The organism is Ancalomicrobiaceae bacterium S20 (assembly GCA_040269895.1).
Taxonomy (GTDB): Bacteria; Pseudomonadota; Alphaproteobacteria; order Rhizobiales; family Ancalomicrobiaceae; genus Methyloraptor; species Methyloraptor flagellatus.
The window spans coordinates 3,405,609-3,421,461 of record CP158568.1 but is presented as its reverse complement, the minus strand read 5'-3'; the positions used below and the strand labels follow the sequence as shown (position 1 = coordinate 3,421,461).

Genomic DNA, 15,853 nt, shown 5'->3' with positions numbered 1-15,853 from the left:
CAGTTCGAGAGCCGGCGCGACGGTCCTTACGACCATCTGGCCCGCGTCGACGAGTGGGCCGCCGGGGAGGGGGCGAGGAATGAACGTCGCGATGCCGCCTTCCGCCTCGCCGTCTGGCCCGACCGCCCAGCACCGCGCCGGCGACCCGACCGCTTCGGCCTGGGTCTCGGCCAATGCCGGCTCGGGAAAGACCTATGTCCTGTCGCGCCGGGTGATCCGCCTGCTGCTCGCCGGCGCCGATCCCTCGCGGCTCCTGTGCCTGACCTTCACCAAGGCGGCGGCGGCGACCATGTCGAACCGCGTCTTCGCCGAACTGGCGCGGTTCACGACGCTCGACGAGACGCGCCTCGCGGCCGCGCTGACCGACATCGACGGCCTGGCGCCGAGCCGCGACAAGCTGGCGGTGGCGCGCCGACTGTTCGCCCGTGCGATCGAGACGCCGGGCGGCCTGAAGATCCAGACCATTCACGCCTTCTGCGAACGCATCCTGCAGCAGTTTCCGCTCGAGGCCGATCTCGGCGCGAACTTCGAAATTCTCGAGGAGGCCGTCTCGCGCGATCTGGTCCGTCGCGCCACCGAGGCCGTGATCGTCGCCGCCGCGGCGAGCGGGCCGGACACGCCGCTCGGCGCCGCCTTCGGCCTGCTGATCGATCGGCTCGGCGAATTCGGCTTCCATGACGCGCTCGGCGCGGTGGTCCTCAAGCGACACGCGTTGCGCGCCTGGATCCGGTTCGGCGACAATCTCGACGCCGCGCTCGCGCTGGTGCCGGATGCCCTCGGTCTACCGAAGGGCACGACGCGCGCCGCGGTCGAGGCCGAGATCGCGGCGTCGCCGCATTTCGATCCGGCGTTCCTGAGCCGGCTCGTTGATGCCCTCACGGCCAGCGGCACCAACGACCAGAAGTTCGCCGAACGCCTGATCGCTGCCCGCGATGCCGCGCAACCGGCCCTGAAGGCGGCGCTGTGGCGGGCGGTGTTCCACAAGGCGGATGGCGGCGCCTATGCCGCGACCTCGCTGGGCACCAAGAAGATCCGCGAGACCTTCGCCGATCTCGGGGCGCGCTGCGACGCCGAGATCGCGCGGCTTGCGCCCCTGTGTGATCGCCTCGCCGCGCTCGACACGGCCGACGTGACGGGCGCGCTGATCCGGCTCGGCGACGCCGTCGTCACCCACTACGAGGCCGCCAAGAGCGCGCGCGGCGCGCTCGACTTCGACGACCTGATCGGCCGCACGGCGGACCTGATGAGCCGCTCCGACGGTGCGGCCTGGGTGCAGTACAAGCTCGATCAGGGCATCGACCACATCCTGGTCGACGAGGCGCAGGACACGAGCCCGGCGCAATGGGAGATCGTGCATGCGCTGACGCAGGAGTTCTTCGCCGGTCGCGGCGCCCGCGAGGGCGTCCGCACGGTCTTCGCTGTCGGTGACGAGAAACAGTCGATCTATTCGTTCCAGGGCGCGGCGCCGGAAGAGTTCGCGGCGAACCGCAGCCGGTTCCGAGCAAACACCGAGGCCGCCGGCCTCGTGTTCGAGAACGTGCAGCTGTTCGTCTCCTTCCGCTCGAACCAGGACGTGCTGTCGGCGGTCGACACGGTGTTCGCGCGCTCCGGTCTGGTCGCGCGCCTGCTGTCAGACCCCAAGGACTACGCCGACCACACGGCCAACCGCGCCGCCGCGCCGGGCTACGTCGAAGTCTGGCCGCTGATCGAGAAGTCGGGCATCGAGGAGCCGCAGGACTGGATCTCGCCGGTCGACCGCGCGACCGACGCCTCGCCGCATGTCCGGCTCGCCCGCCGCATCGCCGACGAGATCGCCGCGATGACCGCGCCGGGCGTCCGGCTCGAAGGCACCGGCAAGCCGATCCGCTTCGGCGACATCCTGATCCTGGTGCGCAGCCGCGGCCCCTTCGTCGATGCGATGAACCGCATCCTGAAGGAAAAGCGCCTGCCGGTCGCCGGCCAGGACCGGCTCGATCTGGTCAGCCACATCGCGGTCAAGGACCTGATCGCGCTCGGCCGCGTGATGCTGCTGCCGGAGGACGACCTGTCGCTGGCGGTGGTGCTGAAGAGCCCGCTGTTCGGCTGGAGCGAGGACGCGCTCTATCGGGTCGCCGCCGAGCGCGACAAGGATCGCGACAGCCTCGCCGATGCGCTCGCCAAGGCCGCCGACACCGATCCGCTCGCAGCCGCCGCGCACGAGCGGCTGGAGGCGTGGCGCGCGCTCGCGGTCGGCGCACGGCCTTACGAGTTCTACATGCGCGTGCTGTCGGCCGATGGCGGCCGGCGCCGCATCCTCGCCCGGCTCGGCGGCGAGGCGGAGGATGTGATCGACGAGTTCGTCGCGCTGGCACTCGCCCACGAGGCGACCGGCGCGCCGAGCCTGATCGCCTTCCTGGAAAATCTCGTCGCCGCCTCGCCGGAGGTGAAGCGCGAGATGGACGAGACCCGCGACGAGGTCCGGGTCATGACCGTCCATGGCGCCAAGGGGCTCGAAGCGCCGGTCGTGTTCCTGGTCGACAACACCCGGCCGCCGCACGAGGCCAAGCACGATCCGAAGCTGGTCGGCCTGCCGTCGAGCGCGGTGCCCGGCGCGCCCGAAGTGCTGGTCCTGAACCTCGGCAAGGACGGAGCGCCGGCTCCTGTCCGCGACGTGATCGAGGCGCGCCGCGAGGTCGGCCGCGCCGAATATGCGCGGCTGCTCTACGTCGGCATGACCCGCGCCGCCGATCGGCTCTATGTCTGCGGCCACACGACGAAGAAGCCGGACGACGACTGTTGGTATCAGGTCGTCGCCCGCGCGCTCGAGCCGGACTGGACGCCGATCGAGCGCGACGGCGAGGTCGTCGCCTGGCGCTGGCGCCGGACCGATTTCGAGCCGGTCGCGCCGACGCTTGCCAAGGATGCGGCGGCGGCGCGCGATCACGGCCGGCCGGATTGGCTCGATCGGCCCGCACCGGGGATCGACGGCCTCGACCGGCTGACGCCGTCGACCGCGCTCGCGGAGATCGCCACCAAGGAGGCGCTGCCGACCTATCCGCCGAGGAGCGCGCTCGACGCTGCGCTCGCGCCGGAGAGCGTCGAGCTGCTGCGCGGCAAGCTCGTCCATAAGCTGCTCGAGACGCTGCCGGGCATGGCGTCCGAGACGCGGCGCGCGGCGGCCGGACGCTATCTCGCGCGGGCCGGGGCGCGGCTCGACGAGACCGAGCGGACGGCGATTCTCGCCGAGGTTCTCGCCATTCTCGACGATCCGGCCTTCGCGGCGGCCTTCGGGCCGGACAGCCGCGCGGAGGTGCCGATCGTCGGCACGCTCCTGCGCGCCGGCGGCCGGCGCTATGCCGTGTCGGGCCAGATCGACCGGCTCGGCCTCGTCGACGGCCGCATCCAGATCGTCGACTACAAGACCAACCGGGATCCGAAGCTCGGCGGCGACAACGTGCCGGAGACCTATGTGGTCCAGATGGCGCTCTATCGCCGTCTGCTGCGCGAGACCTTCCCCGGCCGCGCGATCGAGGCCGCGATCCTGTGGACGACCGTGCCGGCGCTCGTGCCCGTGCCGGCGGCGCGGCTCGACGCCGCGGAGGCGAAACTCGCGCTCTGAGCGGGATTTCGGCATCGCCGATCACGGACAAGTCACGGAGCCGGGCGTTTCGTCCCGGTCTGCCCGGCCTTGACGCTGCCGGTCGGCATTCTTACCTTGACAGTCGACACAATCCCTAGCGGGTGGCCGGTTCCTTCGAACTAGAACGAGGGTCCGCCATGATGAGATCCGGGGTCGACCCGCATCGCAGGCGAGGGTTTGCGAGACAACCAAGACGAAGCGACGCCCGCGCCGACGCGGTCGACGCTGTCGCACCGGATCGAAGAGGTTTTCCATGACCGTGAAAGTGACCGAGGCGTCCTTCGACAAGGACGTGATCCAGTCCGGCGAGCCCGTTCTGGTCGATTTCTGGGCCGAATGGTGCGGCCCGTGCAAGATGATCGCGCCGTCGCTCGACGAGATCTCGACCGAGATGAAGGGCAAGGTGACCATCGCCAAGCTCAACATCGACGAGAACCCGAACATCGCCGTCAAGTACGGCGTCCGCTCGATCCCGACGCTGATCCTGTTCAAGGACGGCAAGCCGGCCGCCACCCAGGTCGGCGCCTGGCCGAAGGGCAAGCTGGTCGAGTGGATCAACGGCTCGATCGCCTGATCACCGCGTCCCGTTTCTGGTCGAAAGCCCCGGCGCGTCGCCCGCGCCGGGGCTTTTGCCTGTCGGGGGGACGTCCTTGCCTGCCCGCCTGATGCAGGACCGTGATCACCCCGCTTGATTTCCGCGCGCAAAGACCTCAAATCCGGGGCGACTGTTGAACCCTGTTCGAGGATTCCCATGACCGACGAGACGAAGCACGGCCCGGCCGGCGCGGAGAGCGGCGCCGAGACGGCCGACGCGGCGACGACCATCGGCGCCGAGGCTCCGGCGAACGAAGCTGCGGCCGGCGCCGGCACGCCCGACCCGATCGCGGCGGCCCAGGCGCTCGCCAGTGAGAACGCCGAACTGAAGGACCGCGTGCTGCGCACGCTGGCGGAGATGGAAAATCTGCGCCGGCGCACCGAGAAGGAAGTCAAGGACGCGCGCGACTATGCCGTCACGGCCTTCGCGCGCGACCTGCTCTCGGTGTCCGACAACTTCAGCCGCGCCCTCGGCGCGCTGCCGGCGGAGCTGCGCACCTCGGCCGACGCCGGCATCAAGGCGCTGGTCGACGGCGTCGAGATGACCGGCCGCGAGCTCCTGAAGTCGCTCGAGCGCCACGGCGTCAAGAAGCTCGAGCCGCTCGGCCAGAAGTTCGACCCGAACATGCATCAGGCCATGTTCGAAATCCCCAATGCCGATGTGGTTTCCGGCACAGTGGTGCAGGTGCTGCAGGACGGCTACGCGATCGGCGAGCGCGTGCTGCGCCCGGCGCTGGTCGGCGTCGCCAAGGGCGGCCCGAAGCAGGCACCGGCGGAGGCCGCGCAGCCCGAGCCGGGCGCGGGTGTCGACCGGACGGTTTGACGCCGGCGGGTCCGATCGAAACAACGAAGGGCGGGAGCGCCGAACGCTCCCGCCCTTTTCGTTTGTTCGGTCGTGACCTTTCCCCCTACGCGCGCGGGACCTCCGCGGCTGCGCCGGGACGTCAGACGTGCTGGCCGCCGTTGATGTGGATCTCGGCGCCGGTGACGTAGGAGCTCGAGTCCGAGCACAGGTAGTAGATGATGTCGGCGACCTCGTCGGGCCGGCCGAGCCGGCGCATCGGGATCTGCTCGACGATCTTCTCGGTGCCCGGCGACAGGATCGCGGTGTCGATCTCGCCCGGCGCGATCGCATTGACGCGCACGCCATGCGGGCCGAAATCGTGTGCCATCTCGCGGGTCAGGCCGGCGAGCGCGGCTTTCGAGGTCGCGTAGGCGGTGCCGGCGAAGGGATGCACCCGCGTGCCGGCGATCGACGAGACATTGACCACCGAACCGTTCGCGGCCTGCAGCTCCTTGAACAGGCCGCGGGCCAGCAGGATCGGCGCGTAGAAATTGACGTGGAACACCCGGTGCCAGAGGTCCATCGGCATGCTGAGCGAGTCGAGCCGGCCACCGGCCTTGTCCTTCGGGCTGATCGCGGCGTTGTTGACGAGCGCGTGCAGCTTCGAGCCGTGCGGCTCCAGCCGCCGGCGCATCTCGGCGATGGCGATGCCGACATCGACGGGGTCGGACAGGTCGACCTGGATATGATCCTCGGGGCCCATCGGCCACGGGCACTTGTCGGAAAACGGCTGCCGCGAGCAGGTGATCACCCGCCAACCGGCGGCGGAGAACCGCTTCACGGTCGCGTGCCCGATCCCCCGGCTGGCGCCGGTCAGGATGATCGTCTTGCGGTCGTCATTGCTGGTCGGCGCGGTCGTCGGCATCGGAACTCCTTGGTCGGACGTCTATGTAGTCGATCTCGTCGACGCGTGCGACAGCGTCGCAAGCATTTTGAGCCGGGCGCAGAACAGGTATCGCCGAGTCAAAGGTCTGAGAATTCCTTGTTGTATGCCGTTCGTGGACGGTATGTTTGACGAATGTTCAGCTTGTCAGCTCCGGCAATCCCTGTTAGCGATGCTCACGTTAGAAGATTTCTTATCTGGTACGCCGCCTTCGGATCGAATTCATCCGACCTCGGCGGCGGCCGAAACGACAACGACGGTGCCGAGCGCAGGCCGACAGGATGACCCCCAAGTCAACGTCCTGTTCGGGTCAACCCACCTGCTGCGAATGGCACCCGCCCGAGCACCTGAACCGGCCGCATGGCCGGTTTTTTCTTGGTCGCGCGCCGATCCACATCGGGGGGGGCGGTGCTCGCTTGTCAAAGCGGCAGGCGATCGAAGGTCTTGACCTCTTCCATCACCGCGTAGGTCCGCGTCTCGCGCACGCCCGGAAGCGCCAGGATCACATCGGCGAGAAAGCGGCGGTAGGCCGCCATGTCACGCACGCGCGACTTGATCAGATAGTCGAACCCGCCCGCCACCATGTGGCATTCCATGACCTCGGGCGCGCGGCGCACGGCGGTCGCGAAGGCGTCGAAGACGTCCGGGCTGGTGCGGTCGAGCAGCACCTCGACGAACACCAGGAGCCCACGCCCGATCCGCGCCGGATCGAGCTCGGCACGATAGCCGACGATGAAGCCGTCGCGCGTCAATCGCTTGACCCGCTCGGCCGCCGCGGTCGCCGACAGACCGATGCGTTCGGCGAGTTCGGTCGTGGTGATGCGTCCGTCGGCCTGGAGGATGGTGAGGATCTTGCGATCGATCCGATCCAACCCGTCGATATCGCTATCCATGTGTTGATCCGTTTTGGAAGTCACTGGACCGAGAGCCTATCTTTGGTGAAAACAAAAGTCGATGCCGCGATAGGATGGATCATCCACGCCGAGATGCACGGCCGACCGGAGATCCCCGACCATGTCCCTCGCCCCCACTTCGCCGATCGCTTCCGCCACGCAGCCGAACCGGCCGTTTCGCGCCCCCTACGCGCCCGACGACGGCGCGCTGATCGCCCGCCTGCTGGCCGATACGCGGCTCGCGCAATCGGCCGAGGCGCGCATCGATGCCGAGGCGACCCGGCTGATCGAGAAGATCCGCGCCGCGGGCGGCGGCTTCGGCGTCGAGGAGTTCCTGCGCGAATATTCGCTGTCGACCAAGGAGGGGCTCGCGCTGATGGTGCTGGCCGAGGCGCTGCTCCGCGTGCCGGACAGCGCCACCACCGACAAGCTGATCGAGGACAAGCTCGCCCAGGCGCATTTCGAGACCCACGAGCGCCGCTCCGACGGCTGGCTCGTCTCGGCCTCGACCTGGGCCATGGGCCTGACCGCCCGGATCATCCAACCTGGCGAGACGCCGGAGGGCATCCTCGCCGGTCTGGTCAAGCGGCTCGGCCAGCCCGCGGTGCGCACCGCGGCGCGTCAGGCCATGCGCGTGATGGGGCACCAGTTCGTGCTCGGCGAGACGATCGACGACGCGCTCTCCCGCGCCCGCGCGCTGGAGAGCAAGGGCTACCGGCACTCCTACGACATGCTCGGCGAGGGCGCGCGCACCGCCGCCGACGCGGACGCCTATTTCGCCTCCTATGCCGCCGCGATCGAGCGCATCGGCCGCGCCGCCGGCAACAAGCCGCTGCCGGCCCGGCCGGGCATCTCGGTCAAGCTTTCCGCGCTGCACCCGCGCTACGAGGCGGTCGATGCCGAGCGCGTGCTCGCCGAGCTCGGCCCTCGCCTGCTCGATCTCGCCCGCGCCGCCAAGGCCCACGACCTGAACCTGACCGTCGATGCCGAGGAGGCCGACCGGCTCGAGCTGTCGCTCGACGTGCTCGCCGCTGTTTTCTCTGATCCCTCGCTCGCCGGCTGGGACGGCTTCGGCCTCGCCATCCAGGCCTATCAGAAGCGAGCGGTCGAGGTGGTCGACTGGATCGGCGACCTAGCCGCCGGCCTCAATCGGCGCATGATGGTGCGGCTGGTCAAGGGCGCCTACTGGGACACCGAAGTGAAGCGCGCGCAGGAGCGCGGCCTTGCCGACTATCCGGTCTTCACCCGCAAGGCCGCGACCGATCTCTCCTATGTGGCCGCGGCCGGCCGCATGCTGGCGCGCCGGGACCGGATCTATCCGCAGTTCGCCACCCACAATGCGCTGACGGTCGCCCAGATCATCGAACTCGCCGGCGGCGGTGCCCGGCGCGGCCCCGTCGATGGCTTCGAGTTCCAGCGCCTGCATGGCATGGGCGAGGCGCTCTACCGGACCGTGACCGAGGAGGACGGCCATCCCTGCCGCATTTATGCGCCGGTCGGCGGCCATCGCGACCTGCTCGCCTATCTGGTGCGCCGCCTGCTCGAGAACGGTGCCAATTCCTCCTTCGTGTCGAAGGTCGGCGACGACAAGGTGCCGATCCGCACGCTCCTGACCCGGCCGGCCGACTGGCTCGCCGAGGGCGGCCCGCGCCATCCGCGCATCCCACGGCCGCTCGCGCTCTACGGCGAGGCGCGTGCCAACTCGCGCGGCATCGAGTTCGGCCACGCCGCCGAGCGCGAAGCCTGCCTCGCCAAGGTCGAAGTCCATCGCGGCGTGACCTACGAGGCCGCGCCGGTCGTCGACGGCAGCGGGCTCGCCGGCGCGGCGCGCGATGTCGTCTCGCCGGTCGATGGCCGCACGGTCGTCGGCACGGTGATCGAGGCGAGCGCCGAGCAGGCGATCGCCGCGGTCGCGGCCGCCCGACGCGGCTTCCCGGCCTGGGACGCGAGCCCGGTCGAGACCCGCGCCGCCGCGCTCGATCGCGCTGCCGACCTCATCGAGGAGAACCGGGAGCGCTTCCTCGCCCTGCTCGCCGACGAGGCCGGCAAGACGCTCGCTGACGGCGTCGCCGAAGTGCGCGAGGCGGCCGACTTCTGCCGCTACTACGCGGCCGAGGCGCGGCGGACGCTCGGCGCGGGCCGTGTCCTGACCGGCCCGACCGGCGAGGAGAACCGCTATCGCCATCGCGGCCGCGGCGTGATCGTGACCATCTCGCCCTGGAACTTCCCGCTGGCGATCTTCATCGGCCAGACGGTGGCGGCGCTGGTCGCCGGCAATGCCGTGGTCGCCAAGCCGGCCGAGCAGACGCCGCTGACCGCGGCGCTCGCCGTCAAGCTGCTGCACGAGGCCGGCGTGCCGGGCACGGCGCTGCATCTGGTGCCCGGCGACGGCCGGATCGGCGCCGTGCTGACCGGCCATCCGGCGATCGACGGCGTCGCCTTCACCGGTTCGACCGAGGTCGCGCGCATCATCAACCGCACGCTGGCCGCCAAGGACGGCCCGATCGTGCCGCTGATCGCCGAGACCGGCGGCATCAACGCCATGATCGTCGATGCGACCGCGCTGCCCGAGCAGGTGACCGACGATGTCGTCATGTCGGCGTTCCGCTCCGCCGGCCAGCGTTGCTCGGCGCTGCGGCTCCTGTTCGTGCAGGAGGACGTCGCCGACCGCATGGTCGAGATGATCGCGGGTGCGGCGCGCGAACTGCGTCTTGGCGACCCGCGCCGCGCCGAGACCGACGTCGGTCCGGTCATCGACCGCGACGCGGCGGCGGGCCTCAAGGCGCATATCGGCGCCATGGCCGCGGACAAGCGCGTCGTGTTCGAGGGCCGGGCGCCGGGCGGCCGTTTCAGCGACGGCCACTGGGTCGCGCCGACCATCGTCCGGCTCGACCGCGCCGAGGATCTGACCCGCGAGGTGTTCGGCCCGGTGCTGCATGTGGTGCGTTACAAGGCGGCCGACCTCGACGCGGTCCTCGATCGCGTCGCCGCGACCGGCTACGGCCTGACCCTCGGCGTCCATACCCGCATCGACGCCACCATCGCCAAGGTCTGCGCGCGTCTGCCGGTCGGCAATATATATATCAACAGGAATATGATCGGCGCCGTGGTCGGCGTGCAGCCCTTCGGCGGCTCCGGCCTCTCCGGCACCGGCCCGAAGGCCGGCGGCCCGGATTACCTAGCCCGCTTCTGCCTCGAGCAGACGATCTCGACCAACACGGCGGCCGCCGGCGGCAACGCCAGCCTGATCGCGATGGGAGAGGATTGAACCGGGCGGACAGTGCTGCCGGGTCATTTGCGCGGCAGGCTGGTCGGCGCTATTCCCCGACCATGACCTCCCGCTCGCCCACAGCGCTCCGCACCGACGCGCTCCCCATCGACGCCGTCCTGCCCGAGATTCTCGGCGCGCTCGATCGCTCGCCGAATGCCGTGCTCGTCGCCGAGCCCGGGGCCGGCAAGACCACGCGGGTGCCGCTCGCGCTGCTCGATGCGGCGTGGCGGAGGACAGGCAAGATCCTGGTGCTCGAGCCGCGCCGGCTCGCCGCCCGTGCGGCCGCCGAGCGCATGGCGGCGACGCTCGGCGAGGCGGTTGGCGAGACGGTCGGCTATCGGGTCCGCATGGAGGCGCGCGTCTCGAAGAAGACTGCGATCGAGATCGTCACCGAGGGCGTGTTCACGCGGCAGATCCTCGACGATCCGGAACTCACCGGCGTCGCGGCCGTGCTGTTCGACGAGTTCCACGAGCGCAGCCTCGACGGTGATCTCGGCCTCGCGCTCGCGCTCGACGCACAAGCCGGCTTGCGCGAGGATCTGCGCATCTTGGTCATGTCGGCGACCATCGACGGCGCCCGTGTCGGCCGCCTGCTCGGCGACGCGCCGCTCGTCCAGAGCGCCGGCCGCGCGTATCCCGTCGAGACCCGCTATCTCGGCCGTTCCCCGAGCGGGCGGATCGAGGACGATGTCGCGACCGCCGTGCGCCGCGCGCTCGACGAGGAGGCCGGCTCGGTGCTGGCCTTCCTGCCGGGCCAGGCGGAGATCCGGCGCACGGTCGAGCGGCTGGAAGGTCGCGTCCCGGCCAACGTCGATCTCGCGCCGCTCTATGGTGCGCTCGACATGCGTGAGCAGGATCGCGCGATCAGACCGGCGCCGGCCGGGCGCCGCAAGGTCGCGATCGCCACCTCGATCGCCGAGACCTCGCTGACCATCGAGGGCGTCCGCGTGGTGATCGATGCCGGCCTGTCGCGCGTGCCGGTCTACGAGCCGGCGACGGGCCTGACCCGGCTGGAGACCGTGCGCGTCAGCCGCGCCTCGGCCGATCAGCGCCGCGGCCGCGCCGGCCGCACCGAGCCGGGCGTCTGCTATCGGCTCTGGGACGAACCGCAGACGACTGCGCTCGCCCCTTCGGTCGACCGGAGATCCTGGAGGCCGATCTCGCCGCGCTGGTGCTCGATCTCGCCGCCTGGGGCGTCGCGGATCCCTCCGGTCTCGGCTTCCTCGACCCGCCGCCGAAGGCCGCCTGGGACGAGGCGGTCGCACTGCTGAAGGAGCTCGACGCGCTCGACGGCGACGGCCGACTGACCGCCGAGGGCCGGGCGCTGCAGCGCCTGCCGCTGCACCCGCGCCTCGCGCATATGGTCGCGCGCGGCGCGGCCGAAGGCGCGGGCCGGCTCGCCGCCGATATCGCCGTGCTGCTGACCGAGCGTGGCCTCGGCGGCACCACGACCGATCTCGACGAGCGGCTGCGCCGATTCCGGCAGGACCGTTCGCCGCGCGCCGAGGATGCGCGCCGGCTCGCCGGCCGTTGGCTGGCGATCGCCAAGGCGTTGGGCGGCCATGAGAACCCCGGCGAGCCGCTCGACGATCCCGGTCGCCTGCTCGCGCTCGCCTATCCCGACCGCATTGCCGAGGCGCGCGGCGCGCCGGGCGCGTTCCGGCTCGCCAATGGTCGCGGCGCGCTGGTCGAGCCGCACGACGGGCTCGCGCGGCACAAATATCTCGCCATCGCCGAGATGCAGGGCGCGGCGCAGAACGCCCGCATCCTGCTGGCCGCCCCGATCGCGCGCGAGGATATCGAAGCGGATTTCGCCGCGCATGTCGTCGAGGAGGACGAGGTCCGCTTCGACGACAACACCGGCAGCGTGCGCGGCCGGCGCATCCGACGCTACGGCCGTCTGGTCCTGTCGGAAAAGCCGATCGAGAAGCCCGACCCCACGCTGGTCACGGCCGCGCTCGTCGAGGCGATCCGCAAGCGCGGTCTCGGCCTGCTGCCCTGGTCGAAGAACGCCGAGGCGCTCCGGACCCGCATGGCCTTCGCGCGCCGGGCCGATCCGGAGGGCTGGGCCGATCTGTCGGACGAGCACCTGCTCGAGACGCTCGACGACTGGCTCGCCCCGGCCATCGCCGGCCGGCGCTCTCTCGCCGATATCCGGGCCGAGGATCTGTCCAACGCGCTCGAAACCCTGATCGACTGGGGCGCCAAGCAGCGCCTGGACAAGCTCGCCCCGACCCATTTCGCCGCGCCGACCGGCAGCCACGTGCCGATCGACTACGAGGCCGAGAACGGTCCCGTGCTGGCGATCCGCGTGCAGGAACTCTACGGCCTCGACCGGCACCCGACCATTGGCGAGGGGCGGATCCCGCTCGTCGTCGAACTCCTGTCGCCGGCCCATCGGCCGATCCAGATCACCCGCGATCTGCCGGGCTTCTGGAAGGGCTCGTGGAAGGACGTCCGCGTCGACATGAAGGGCCGCTATCCGCGCCACCTCTGGCCCGAGGATCCGGCGACCGCCGCGCCGACCACGCGGGCGAAGCCGCGCGGCACCTGATCGGGCACCGACGGGGCGTCACGCCCGCCAGTGCCGCCCATCGAGCTCGATGCCGAAATGGCCGGGGTCGCGGGCATAGGCGACGAGGCCGATCACGGCCGGGCGCGGATGGGTGATCAGGTAGGTCGGAATGCCGCCGACCAGCTTCTGGTGCGGCGGCTTCGCCTCGAACGCGGCTCGGAACTCGCCCGAGGTCAGGAAAGCCTGGATCTTCTGCGCGACGCCGCCGCCGAGGAACACGCCGCCGCGCGCGAGGCTCGTCAGCGCCAGGTCGCCGGCGAGGCGACCGAGATAGGTTGCGAACAGCGTCAACGTCTCGACCGCGACCGGGTCGCCGGCCGCAGCGGCGTCGCCGATGGCGCCGGGCCGGTCGAGCGGCGCCGGCTTGCCGTCGGTCCTGGCGATCGCCTGGTAGAGTCGGACGATGCCGGAGCCGCACAGCACCCACTCGGCGGAGACGTGCCCGTCCAGCCGGGTCAGGTTGCGCCAGATCGCGATGTCGCGCTCGGTCTCGGGATTGAACGCGACGTGGCCGCCTTCGCCCGGCACCGGGATCCACATGCCGACCGCGTGGAGCAGGATCGCCACGCCGAGGCCCGTGCCGGGGCCGACCACCGCCTTGGCGGCGTTCGGCTTCATCGCGCCGCCGCCGATCTGGAGCAGGTCCGCCTCGCCGAGCGAGGGCAGCGCCAGCGCCAGCGCCTCGAAATCGTTGACGAGAAGGACTTGGCTGAGCCCGAGTCGCTCGATCAGCACGCGCGGCTCGACCACCCACGGGCAGTTGGTCAGTGGCACGCGCTCGCCGGTGATCGGGCCGGCGAGCGCCATGATGGCGGTCTTCGGCCTGAGCGCGGAGGTCGCGAACACGGTCCTTTCGATCGCATCGGCCGGATCGGGGTGTTCGGCGGTCGGGGCGGTCGGGAATTCGACGACCTCGCCGTCCGGCGCGGTCAGGATCGCGAAACGCGCGTTGGTGCCGCCGATGTCGGCGACGAGCACGGGGAAGTCGAGATGGGGCACGGCGGCGCGGGGCTCGGCGGGACGGGGCTCGGCTTGTGGGTGCGACGTCATCGGAGGGCGACGGTCCTTGGCGGTCGGACTTCAGGCGCCGCGAGGCGCGGCGGTTTGGGGCCTCAAGCCTATAACCGAAGAGGCCGCCGGCTGCGAAGCTTTCGCGCAAGACCATGGCACCGGCGCGACGGTTTCCTTGCCGGCCGACGTCAGTTGCCCCAGCGCTCGCGCCATTGCCGCTCGCCGATCATGCAGGAGACCGTCGGGCCGGCGGCCGCGGGCAGCGCGCGCGGCGCGGGATCGGCGGCCGGCATCAGACCCGCGACCTCCAGGAGCAGCTTGGTCCGGACCGCGTCGCCGAAGGCCTTGAGGTCGCGGACCGGGATCATGAACGCGCCCTCGCCGCCGATCACACAGTCGCGGTAGTAGATGTCGAGGTCGTCGATGTCGAACATCGAGCGGTACGGCCGCTTCAAGACAATCGGCAGCCCGTTCACCGTGATGCCGCGGCCGACGATGTCGTCGCGGGCCTGCTCGACCGGCAGGCCCTGATTGTTGGGACCATCGCCCGAGACATCGATCACCCGCCGGGTCGCCGGCAGCCCGAGCTTGTCGAACAGCGGCGCGGCAAAGATCAGCGCGCCGGAGATCGAGGTGCGAGAGATCCGGCGATAGGGTTTGCCGAGCAGTTCCGCCGCGAAGGCCTTCGCCGAGGCCTCGCCGTCGACGATCCGCCAGTCGATCAGCACCTGCTGCTCGAGTGCGCCCGCCCATTCGACATAGGCGACGGCGATGCGACCGTAGCGGCCGCGCGCGATCGCCTGCAGAACGTCCCTCGACGTGATGCCGACCGCGTAGCCCTCGCGCTGGAGCTTCTGCTCCTCCTCGTCCATGGAATAGGAGACGTCGACCGCGAGGATCAGCGCGACGTCGACCGGGGCCTCGGCCCGCGCGGGCCGGGCGGGAAGGAGGGCTGCGAGCATCAGGCCGGCGAGAAGCGCGAGCGCGAGCCCGCCGGATGCGAAAACCGGACGTCGCTGCACCATGGCCGCCGCTCCGATCGTTTGCCTCCGTGAAAGAGTGACACGGGGCGCGGGGCGGCGGAAGCCGAAGCACGGCGGCTTCACGGCATTGCGATCGGGCGGATCGTCTTCGCAGAGCCGACGCCGGACGGACCGCGCCGCCCGGCTGGTCCGTCACTCGAAGTAGCGGCAGTTGGTGAGCGGCGCGCCGGCGGCGGGGATGACCCGGCCGATGCCCGGTTGCTGCACCGGATCGTTGAGACCGGCGATCTCGATCACCAGCTTCATCTTTAGCGCCGCGCCGAAGTTGTTCATGCCGCGCACGGGAATCGAGAACGAGCCGACGCCGCCGACGACGCAGGTCTCGTAATACTGGTCGAGTGGCGGGTACTCGATCCAGTCGGCCGTGCCCTGCTTGGTGACGATCGGCAGGCCGTTGATGGTGATGCCGAGGTCGACCAGCCGGTCGCGCACCTCGGAGACCACCAGGCCCTCGTTGTTCGGTCCGTCGCCCGAGACGTCGATCACCTGGCGTTCGGTCGAGAAGCCGCCCTGGTCGATCAGCTTGGCGCCGAAGGCGAGCGCGGCGCTGATCGAGGTGCGTTGCAGGTTGTTGTAGGGCGCGGCCGCGATGCGGCCCGCGAAGGCCTTGGCGGCGTCGGGGCCGTCGATCACGGTCCAGGGCGCCACGACGACCTGCTGATCGGCGCTGCCCCATTCGAAATAGGTGACCGCGATCCGGCCCGCCCGGCCGATGCTGATCGCCTTCATGACCTCCGGCGAGGTCAGCGCGGCGACATAGCCCTCGCGCTGCAGCTTCTGTTCGCCCTCGTCCATGCTCTGGGAGGCGTCGACGGCGAGCACGAGCGCGACGTCGACCGCATTGGGTTTCGTCGCGGCGAGGATCGTCGCGGCTGCTCCGAGGTCCGACGATCGTGCCGGTCGTCCGGCTACGAACAGCGCGGCAATCGCGATGAGCAGGACGATCGCATGCCGCCAGATGAGCATTCGGGCGAGCGGATCGCGATCCGGATCAGGGAGGGCGATGGCCTGAGCCTTGGCCCGGCCGTGCGATCGGTGAACCGTGCGACCGCTCGGCCGTGGCTCCGGGTCGTCTGAAGAAATGGCTGCGGAAGAGATGGCTTCGGGCATGCGTGCCTCC

9 protein-coding genes and 1 pseudogene are annotated in these 15,853 nt (G+C 70.5%); 5 read left to right on the top strand and 5 right to left on the bottom strand.

The genetic code is table 11. The annotated features are described in order from the left end of the window. Positions 1-79 precede the first annotated feature (79 nt). From addA to grpE, 3 genes are all read left to right on the top strand, one after another. Positions 80-3,598 carry a double-strand break repair helicase AddA gene (addA, locus tag ABS361_15525; protein XBY43488.1) on the top strand — a complete coding sequence of 1,173 codons (3,519 nt, stop codon included), beginning with the start codon at positions 80-82 and terminating at the stop codon, positions 3,596-3,598. Between the two features lie 274 nt (positions 3,599-3,872). Continuing rightward, positions 3,873-4,193 carry a thioredoxin TrxA gene (gene trxA, locus ABS361_15520; GenBank protein XBY43487.1) on the top strand — a complete coding sequence of 107 codons (321 nt, stop codon included), beginning with the start codon at positions 3,873-3,875 and terminating at the stop codon, positions 4,191-4,193. 177 nt (positions 4,194-4,370) lie between these two features. Continuing rightward, positions 4,371-5,036 carry a nucleotide exchange factor GrpE gene (gene grpE / locus ABS361_15515; protein XBY43486.1) on the top strand — a complete coding sequence of 222 codons (666 nt, stop codon included), beginning with the start codon at positions 4,371-4,373 and terminating at the stop codon, positions 5,034-5,036. 121 nt (positions 5,037-5,157) lie between these two features. Here the strand turns inward: grpE and ABS361_15510 are convergent, their stop codons facing one another. Continuing rightward, positions 5,158-5,922 (bottom strand): SDR family oxidoreductase, encoded by a 765-nt coding sequence (locus ABS361_15510; GenBank protein ID XBY43485.1) that lies wholly within the window; start codon positions 5,920-5,922, stop codon positions 5,158-5,160. A 437-nt stretch (positions 5,923-6,359) separates the two neighbouring features. Further along, the gene (locus ABS361_15505) at positions 6,360-6,833 is read right to left on the bottom strand and encodes an Lrp/AsnC ligand binding domain-containing protein (GenBank protein ID XBY43484.1); all 474 of its coding nucleotides are present in this window, start codon (positions 6,831-6,833) and stop codon (positions 6,360-6,362) included. Positions 6,834-6,954: 121 nt separating this feature from the next. Between ABS361_15505 and putA the strand changes: the two genes are divergently transcribed. Together putA and hrpB are read left to right on the top strand one after the other, a co-directional pair. Further along, a complete protein-coding gene (gene putA, locus ABS361_15500) occupies positions 6,955-10,101 on the top strand; it encodes a bifunctional proline dehydrogenase/L-glutamate gamma-semialdehyde dehydrogenase PutA (GenBank protein XBY43483.1) in 3,147 nt (1,048 codons plus the stop codon). Positions 10,102-10,163: 62 nt separating this feature from the next. Continuing rightward, positions 10,164-12,658: pseudogene (hrpB, locus tag ABS361_15495) on the top strand (ATP-dependent helicase HrpB). Between the two features lie 18 nt (positions 12,659-12,676). On the opposite strand, the gene glk reads toward hrpB, so the two are convergent. From glk to ABS361_15480, 3 genes are all read right to left on the bottom strand, one after another. Then, on the bottom strand, positions 12,677-13,678 hold the full coding sequence (glk, locus tag ABS361_15490) for a glucokinase (GenBank protein XBY43482.1): 1,002 nt from the start codon (positions 13,676-13,678) through the stop codon (positions 12,677-12,679). 200 nt (positions 13,679-13,878) lie between these two features. Further along, entirely contained in the window at positions 13,879-14,715 is an 837-nt protein-coding gene (locus tag ABS361_15485) for a DUF1194 domain-containing protein (protein ID XBY43481.1), read from the bottom strand. 150 nt (positions 14,716-14,865) lie between these two features. Next, the gene (locus ABS361_15480) at positions 14,866-15,699 is read right to left on the bottom strand and encodes a DUF1194 domain-containing protein (GenBank protein ID XBY43480.1); all 834 of its coding nucleotides are present in this window, start codon (positions 15,697-15,699) and stop codon (positions 14,866-14,868) included. Between the last annotated feature and the right edge of the window lie 154 nt (positions 15,700-15,853).